General features: G+C 70.4%; 7 protein-coding genes. 4 read left to right on the plus strand and 3 right to left on the minus strand.

Features of this window, described 5'->3' with window-relative positions; all coding sequences use genetic code 11:
- Positions 1–154: 154 nt before the first annotated feature.
- Complete coding sequence (locus tag GVL05_RS19260) at positions 155–1258, minus strand: substrate-binding domain-containing protein (protein WP_133937077.1); 1104 nt, start codon at positions 1256–1258, stop codon at positions 155–157.
- Positions 1259–1367: 109 nt separating this feature from the next.
- On the opposite strand from GVL05_RS19260, the gene GVL05_RS19265 reads away from it, so the two are divergent.
- The 3 genes from GVL05_RS19265 to GVL05_RS19275 are packed head-to-tail and all read left to right on the plus strand — an operon-like array spanning position 1368 to position 4944.
- A complete protein-coding gene (locus GVL05_RS19265; protein WP_123294248.1) occupies positions 1368–2351 on the plus strand; it encodes a sugar ABC transporter permease in 984 nt (327 codons plus the stop codon).
- Positions 2348–3241, plus strand: a complete 894-nt coding sequence (locus GVL05_RS19270) for a carbohydrate ABC transporter permease (protein WP_131919990.1) — start codon at positions 2348–2350, stop codon at positions 3239–3241. The genes GVL05_RS19265 and GVL05_RS19270 overlap by 4 nt, the downstream gene beginning before the upstream one ends.
- Positions 3242–3288: 47 nt before the next feature.
- Positions 3289–4944: an extracellular solute-binding protein gene (locus tag GVL05_RS19275; protein ID WP_159574189.1), complete on the plus strand. Its 1656-nt coding sequence runs from the start codon at positions 3289–3291 to the stop codon at positions 4942–4944.
- A gap of 168 nt (positions 4945–5112) precedes the next feature.
- Here GVL05_RS19275 and GVL05_RS19280 read toward each other — a convergent pair whose 3' ends face one another.
- A complete protein-coding gene (locus GVL05_RS19280) occupies positions 5113–6558 on the minus strand; it encodes an amidase (protein ID WP_159574190.1) in 1446 nt (481 codons plus the stop codon).
- A gap of 55 nt (positions 6559–6613) precedes the next feature.
- Complete coding sequence (locus GVL05_RS19285; protein ID WP_159574191.1) at positions 6614–7480, minus strand: 3-hydroxyacyl-CoA dehydrogenase family protein; 867 nt, start codon at positions 7478–7480, stop codon at positions 6614–6616.
- 80 nt (positions 7481–7560) lie between these two features.
- Here GVL05_RS19285 and GVL05_RS19290 point away from each other — a divergent pair, with 80 nt between their 5' ends.
- Complete coding sequence (locus GVL05_RS19290; RefSeq protein WP_159574192.1) at positions 7561–8325, plus strand: acetoacetate decarboxylase; 765 nt, start codon at positions 7561–7563, stop codon at positions 8323–8325.
- The last annotated feature ends 110 nt before the right edge of the window (positions 8326–8435 follow it).

An 8435-nucleotide genomic window follows, 5' to 3' on the forward strand; every position in this document is an offset into this window, starting at 1 on the left:
GTATAAGAGACAGGGCGTGACGTCATCGTCGGACGGTTCCTCTCCGGGGGTACGGCGTCCCCATGCCAGCGTTCGGCGGTGTGCGGAGTCAAGCCGCGGGGCGCAAACGCTCACGAAGTGAACACGACGGGCGCGCGGATCGCGCGCCGGCCGCTCACCGGCCGTGGACGACCGCCGCCGTGGACGCCCGCACGCTCAACGTGGGCGCCAGGGTCATGTGCCGACGGGCGAAGCCGACCTGCGCCGTCGCCGAGATGCGCTCGAAGCACATCGTCGCCGCGAACCGGCCGACGTCGTTCTTCGGGGGCGCGACCGCGGTGAGCGGCACCCCGGCGAGCGCCGCGACCTCGTCGTCGTACGCGACCACGGACAGGTCGTCCGGGATCGAGAGGCCCATCTCGGTGACGGTCTCGACGAACTCGACGGCGTACTGGTCGGAGTGCACGAAGACGGCGGTGGTGCCGGTGGCGAGGCAGCGCTCGATGAAGGCCCTGGTCGCGGCACCCACACCCTGGTCGTCCGGGATGACCTGGACCGGGGCGTCGGGGTCGAGGCCGAGTTGCCGGACGGCGCGGTCGTACCCGGTGCGGAGCTGCGGGGTGGTCGGGGTGTCGAACACGGCCATGCCGATGCGGCGGTGCCCGAGTTCGGCGAGGTGGCGGACCGCGATGCCGGCGCCGGACTCGTGGTCGCTGCGGACGGACTCGAGCGCGGAGCCGACGGGGGCCTCGACCACGGAGCGTTCGACCACGACGACGGGCATCGGTGCGTGGTCGAGGAGCTCGAGGGTGGTGAAGGCGTCGGCGACGGTGGTGGTGACGAGCAGCCCGTCGACGCCGGCGGCGATGAGGCGTTCGACCTGCTGGCGTTCGCGGGCGGGCTCGTAGCGGGAGACGCCGAGCACGACGCGGCCGCCCAGGGCCTCGGTGCGTTCGGCGACGCCGGCGACGATCTTCGGGAAGTAGTAGCCGGGGTCGGGGACGACGAGCCCGAGGGTGAAGAGCGCGCCGCTGCCGTCGGTGGTGTCCCGGTCGGGTCGGGGTGCGGGTCGGTGCGGTGCGCCGGCGGTGGGCAGGGTCTCGACGGAGACGGCGCCGCCGTGCACGCGCCGGAGCACGCCGCGGTCGGCGAGTTCGGACAGGTCGCGGCGGACCGTCATGGCCGAGATCCCCTCGCGCTCGGCGAAGTCCGAGGCGGACAGGGTCCCGTGCACGCGGAGCTCGGCGAGGATCCGTTCGTGGCGTCTGGTCGGGTGCATCGTCGCTCCCAGTGTTCGATTCGTGTGCGGGTGAATACCGCGGCTTGACCGTCATCATACGGACGCCACAGGATGACGAAACCCCCAGCCACGTGAGCAAAGGAGCCACATGAGCGCGACGCTGGTCGATCCGACCACCGAGCCCCGGACCACCCGGTCCGGCGGCGCCCCGGCCCCGCGGAAGGTCCCGTTCCTCGCTCGGCTGCGGCGCGACTACCCGCTGCTGCTCATGGTGGCGCCGGCGGTGGTCCTGCTGCTGCTGTTCGTGTACGTGCCGATGATCGGCAACGTCATCGCGTTCATGGACTACCAGCCGTACATCCCGATCGCCCAGAGCCCGTGGGTCGGGTTCACGAACTTCCAGCTGATGTTCGCCGACCCGGAGTTCTGGCGGGCGACGGTGAACACGCTGGAGATCACGTTCCTGCAGCTCATCCTGTTCTTCCCGGTGCCGATCGCGCTGGCCATCCTCATCCACTCGCTGGTGTGGCCGTGGCTCCGGGCGACCGTGCAGTCGGTGCTCTACCTGCCGCACTTCCTGTCGTGGGTGATCGTCGTGGGGTTCTTCCAGCAGTCGCTCGGGTCCGGCGGTGTGGTCAACCACACGCTGCGGCAGCTCGACATGGGGACCATCGGGATCATGAGCGACCCGGAGACGTTCAAGCTGCTGCTGACGTCACAAGTGATCTGGAAGGACGCCGGCTGGGGCACGATCATCTTCCTGGCAGCGCTCGCGGCGATCGACGACAACCTGTACGAGGCGGCGGCGATCGACGGGTCGGGAGCGTGGAGCCGGTTCTGGCACGTCACGCTGCCGGGCATCCGTCCCATCATCGTGCTCCTGCTGATCCTGCGGCTCGGCGAGGCCCTGTCCGTCGGGTTCGAGCAGATCATCCTGCAACGGAACGCCGTGGGGGCCGATGCCGCCGAGGTCCTCGACACCTACGTCTACTACCACGGCGTCGTCGACGGGAACTGGTCCACGGGCATCGCGGTCGGTCTGGTCAAGGGCCTGGTCGGGTTCGTCCTCATCATGGCGGCGAACAAGGCCGCCCACATGCTCGGTGAGCAGGGAGTGTATTCACGGTCATGAGCACCATCGCCCGTCCGGTCTGGGCCGGAAAACCCACACCCGTCGTCCTCGCACTCAAGGCCGTCGCGATCGTCCTGATCCTCGCCGTCGTGCTGTTCCCGTTCCTCATCGTCTTCTCGACGAGCGTGTCGAGCCAGGCGGACGTCACCGCTGCCGGCGGCTACGTCGTGTGGCCGCGGTCGTTCGACCTGTCCGCGTACGTGCAGATCCTGTCCGGCGGGGTCGTCACCCGCGCCGTGGTGACCACGTTGCTCGTCACGGTCGTGGGCACCGTCATCAGTCTGGCGTCGACGGTGCTCGCCGCGTGGGCGCTCAGCCGACAGGGATCGCTGTTCCAGCGGCCGCTGCTGACCTTCGTGCTCATCACGTTCCTGTTCGCGCCGGGGATGATCCCGCTGTACCTGATGGTGAAGCAGCTCGGACTCCTCGACAACTACTGGGCGCTGATCCTGCCGAGCGCGTTCAGCGTGTTCAACATGGTGGTCGTCCGCGGCTTCATGATGAGCATCCCGCAGGAGCTCATCGACAGCGCGAAGATCGACGGCGCCGGCGAGTTCCGCATCCTGTGGCAGCTCGTCCTGCCGCTGTCCCGCGCGGTCATCGCCGTCGTCGGCCTGTTCTACGCCGTCGGCTACTGGAACGCGTTCTTCAACGCGCTGCTCTACCTGTCGGACTCGACGAAGTGGACGCTGCAGCTGGTGCTGCGCACCTACGTCCTGCAGGGCTCCAGCCTGGTGTCCGGTGCCGGGTCCGACGCCTCGATGCAGCCGCCGGCGGAGTCGATCCAGATGGCCGTCGTGATGATCGCGATCATCCCGATCCTCGCCGCCTACCCCCTGGTGCAGCGCCACCTCACCAAGGGCGTCCTGACGGGCGCCGTCAAGGGCTGACACGGCCCCACCACCCCACTGCCACCCGACGCTTCAAGGGAGAAGCCATGACCGACACCACCACCGGCGGCCTCAGCCGCCGGACCCTCATCTCCGGCGCCGCCTTCGGCCTCGTCGCCCTCGGCGCCGCCGGCAGCCTGACCGGGTGCTCCACCGGCGGCAACGCCGCGACCATCTCGGACCAGGTGGCCGCGCTGCCGACCTACGTCCCCATCACCAAGGGGCCGAAGCCCGACCTGCCCGGCAACGGCGTCGTCCAGCCCGTGTACTACTCGTACCCGCAGGACAGCGAGCTCTTCACCTCGGTCACCGGCAAGGTCGGCGACGGCGAGAAGACCACCGGGTTCGTCGTGACCTACGCGGCGCCGCCGCCGGCGCAGAACTCGTTCCTCGACTACGTCGGGGGCCTGACGGACACCGAGTACGACCTGACGTTCGTGCCCGGCGACTCGTTCGCCGCGAAGTTCGCGACGATGACCGCCGGCAACGACATCCCGGGCATCGTCGAGTTCCTGACGTTCGCGATGCCGCCCCGGTTCCCGCAGCTGCTCGACGCGAAGTTCGCGGACCTGTCGGAGCACCTCTCCGGCGACGCCGTCAAGGACTACCCGAACTTGGCGAACATCCCCACCGCGTCGTGGCGGAGCGCCCGCATCAACGGGAAGATCTACGGCGTCCCCGAGCACCGGCCGCCGTTCGGGTCGGTGATGATCTGCCGCCCCGACCTCATCGAGCAGCTGACGGGCGCAGCACCGGCCCCGAAGGACAAGGACGAGTTCACCGAGCTGTGCACGGCCGTCACCGACGCCAAGGCCGGCCGGTACGCGATCGCCGGCCAGGGCGGGGCGAGCGGCGTCGACTGGGCGTACGACTTCATCGGCGCCACCTTCGGCGTGCCGAACCAGTGGGCGATGTCGAAGGGCGGCGAACTCACCCACAAGAACGAGACCGACGCGTGGCTCGAGACCCTCGGCTACGTCAAGAAGCTCTGGAACCTCGGCGTCTTCCACCCGGACACCCCGAGCCTCGAGAGCGCGAAGGCGAAGACGTACATCAACAACGGCACCGTGCTCATGCACCTCGACGGCATCTCCGCACTGCTCGACGTGTCCATGCCGAAGGGGATCGTCACGGGTGGCATCGTGCCCTTCGGAGCGACGGGCGGCCCCGGTGCGAACTACCAGGGCACGTCGAGCTTCTCGTTCGCCGCCCTGAAGAAGACGACGCCCGAACGCATCAGGGCCCAGCTCCGGCTCATCGACTACCTCTCCGCACCGTTCGGGTCGAAGGAGGCGTTCACGCTGACCCACGGCGAGAAGGGCGTCCACCACACCGGCAGCGGCCCGGACGCGACGCTGACGAAGGCCGGCGAGCAGACCATCAACGCCAGCGCGCTGTACCGACTCGGCGCCGGCCCGCAGGTGCTGAACACCGCGGTCCGCATCGACGAGCAGCTGCGGCAGTCGCACCAGTACCAGACCAAGACGCAGGACATGCTCGTGAAGAACCCGGTGGACGGCTTCTACTCCCCCTCGGCCGCGGCGACGGCGTCGGCGAGCACCGCGTTCAACAGCGTGTGCAACGACTACGTGCTCGGGCGGACGAACCTGGCGAAGGTGAAGGCCGCACGGGCGACGTGGGTGTCGGCCGCCGGGGACAAGATGCGCCGCGAGTACTCCGAGGCGATCGAGAAGCAGAGCTAGCCCGGGCGGCGGCTCGCACGCGTTCTGCGACGTTCCACGAGTCGATCACAGAGTGCTTCGTCGCACCTTGCACACGCATCCGATGCACGTGCATGGTGCGACGTTCCACGAGTCGATCGACGCGTGGATCGTCGGAACATGCACACGCGTCGTCCCCCGCGCAGGCGGTCAGGCGGTCCAGGCAGCCGGGTGCCGCCGCTGCCACCGCAGCCGCCGCTCGAGCTGGGCCCCGATCGCGAGCAGCACCCGCTCGCCCCCGGGTCGCCCGATCAACTGGACGCCCATCGGCAGGCCGCCGCCGTCCGGGTGGTCGTCGGCGGTGACCCAGACCGGCAGGGTGATCGCCGGCAGTCCGGCCACGTTCGCCATCGAGGTCCACGGCGAGTACGCGCACTGGCGGCGGAAGTCCTCGTCCGGGTCGTCGCCGTACCAGCCGAGCGGCCGCGGGGTCAGTGCGAGGGTCGGTGACAGGACGGCGTCGAACCGGTCGAACGCACCGATCAGCGTCGCCGAGAACGTGTCGAGCGCCGTCATCGCGTCGAGCACCTGCGTGCCGGTGAGCCGCCGTCCCCGCTCCACGAGCCACGCCACCAGCGGCGTGAGCGCCGTCAGGTCGATGCCGGGGACCATCGGCAGCCGCGCCGCGGAGCTCTCCCACGCCACCCGGAACGCGTCGGCGTACGGCGCCCGCGGCATCCGGACGTCCTCGACGCCGTGCCCCAGTTCGCCGAGCACCCGCACGGCGGTCTCGACGGCGGCGCGCGCCGCGGGGTCGACCACGACGTCGACGGTGTCGTCCCACGGTGAGCCGTCGAGCAGCCCGACGACGAAGCGGCCCTCACCGCGGACGGCCGCCGCGGTGAACGGGCCGTCACCGCGGGACGGCGTGACCAGGGCGTACGGCGACGGTTCCGGCAACCCGGTCGGCGCGACGAGCGCGTCGAGCAGCATCCCCGCGTCCGCGACGGACCGGGTCAGCGGGCCGGCGACGGAGAGCCCGCCGACGCCGGAGCGGCCGGGCATCGACGGCACCCGCCCGCGGCTCGGCTTCAGACCGACGAGTCCGGTCGCTGCGGCCGGGATCCGGACCGATCCCCCGCCGTCGGACCCGACGGCCGCGGGCAGCAGCCCGGCCGCCACGGCGACCGCCGCCCCGCTCGACGACCCCCCGGGCGCGCGGGTCGTGTCGTACGGGTTCCGCGTCACGCCGAACCGGGTCTCCGACGACGAGGACATCCCGAACTCCGGTGACGCCGTCTTGCCGAGGCTCACCGTGCCGGCGGCGTCGAGCGCCGCGACGAGCGGGTGGTCGGCCCCGGCAGGGCGCTCCGGCAGGCTCGCGGTGCCGGAGCGCGTGGGGACCCCGGCGCGGTCGTACAGGTCCTTGTCGGCGGACGGGAGGCCCCACAACGGCCTGGACGTCGGCACCAGGTCCCCGAGACGGTCGGCTCTCGTGCGCGCGGCGTCCGCCGTGACCGTCACGAACGCGCCGAGGGCCGGGTCGAGGCGCTCGATGCGGGTGAGGTAGTGCTCCGTCACCTCGAGCGCGGTCGCCTCCCCCCGGCGGATCCAGTCCCAGAGTTCCTGTGCGGCGAGGTGGTGGAGTTCGAACACGGTTCCCGAGCCTAGGCGGCGACGGTGCCGGTCGTCCGACGGTGCTGGTCGTCCTTCAGTGCTGGTCGTACGCGTAGAAGCCGCGGCCGGTCTTCACGCCCAGGTGACCCGCGTCGACGTACTGCCGGAGCAGCTGCCGCGGACCCTCGGGAAGGTGCGGGTCCTCCGCCGCGTAGTGCTCCTCGATGTCCAGGACGACGTCGAGCCCCACCTGGTCCATCATCCGGAACGGCCCCGCGGGCGAACCGGTGTTCACCGCGAACATGGCGTCGACGTCCTCCGGCGTGGAGACCCCGTCGGCGACGACGGCCAGGGACTCGCGCTTGATGGCCGCCCAGATGCGGTTGAAGATGAACCCGGTCGACTCCTTGCGGGCGACGAACGGCCGGACGCCGTAGGTCGGCAGGACCTCGAGCAGCAGGTCGATGACCGCGGGGTCGGTCTCCCCGTCGCTCATCAGGTCGACGGCGTTCTGCGCCGGCGGCATGGAGAAGTGCATGTTCAGCACGCGCTCGGGGTGCTCGACCTCGTCGATCACGAGTCGGCTCGCGTACGACGACGAGTTGGTCGCCAGGATCGTGTCCGCCCCGACGGCGCGGTCGAGCTGTCCGAACACCGTCGTCTTGAGGTCGAGGCGCTCCGGGACCGCCTCGACGACGAGCCACGCACCGGCGACGGCCTCGTCGAGGTCGTCGAACGCGCGGACGGTGCCGACCGCGCCCCCGTCCCGCGCCGCGGCGAGCGCCGGGAGCTCGCGCTCGACGTACTCGACGGCGGCCGTGCGGACCGGCTCGGCGAGGTCGTACACGCGGGACTCGCCACCGGCGCTGGCGAACACCAGGGCGATGCGACGGCCGAGGGTCCCACCGCCGATCACGGTGACGGGTCGGTTGCGGATGTCGGTCGGCAGGGAGAAGCCCATGGTGTCCTTCGTTCTCGGGTGTACGTTCGATACACAACGTACTCAATACGGAACGTATCGCAACTCGACAAGGAGTTCCCATGCAGGCCTCGGACGTCCTCCGCCACGCCACCACGCCCCTCACCGCGCCGGTCTACCCGCTGCGCCCGACGCGCTTCACCGATCGCGAGTACTTCAACGTCGTGTACCGGACCGACCCCGACGCCCTCCGCGCCGTCGTGCCGGAGCCGCTGCGGGTCGACGCGCCGCTGGTCCGGTTCGAGGTCATGAAGATGGGCGACGTCGACGGCTACGGCCCCTACGTCGAGTCCGGTCAGGCGATCCAGGTCACCCACGACGGCGAGGTCGGCGAGTACCTGCACGCCATGTACCTCGACAGCTCCGCGGCGACGCTCGCCGGTCGCGAACTGAGCGCCTACCCGAAGGTGCTCGGGACCCCGGGGTTGCGCGTCGACCAGGGCGCCCTCGTCGGCACGCTCGACCGCGGTGCCGAGCGTGTGGCGACGGCGACCATGGCGTACCAGTGGGAGCCGATGGACCCCGTCGAGGCCGCGGCGCAGATCACGGTGCCGACCTGGATGGTGAAGCTCGTCCCCGACGTGACGACCCTGGGGCTGCGCGCCGCCGACCTCGTGCGGACCGAGATCACCGACATCGTCGTGAAGGGGGCCTGGACCGGGCCCGCCCGCCTGCAGCTGTTCGAGCACGCCCTCGCGCCGATGGCCGACCTGCCGGTGCTCGAGGTCATCAGCGCCTTGCACGTCCTGACCGACCTGACGCTCGCGCCGGTGCGGTCCGTGCACGACTACCTGGCCGACCCGCGCCGGTCGGACGACGCCTCCTAGGATGAGCCGATGTCCCCACGAGCTGTCTCTTATATACATCTCCGAGCCCACGAGACGTAGAGGAATCTCGTATGCCGTCTTCTGCTTGAAAAAAAAAAAACAGCGAACTA

The sequence above is a fragment of the Curtobacterium sp. 18060 genome, assembly GCF_902706105.1.
Taxonomy (GTDB): Bacteria; Actinomycetota; Actinomycetes; order Actinomycetales; family Microbacteriaceae; genus Curtobacterium.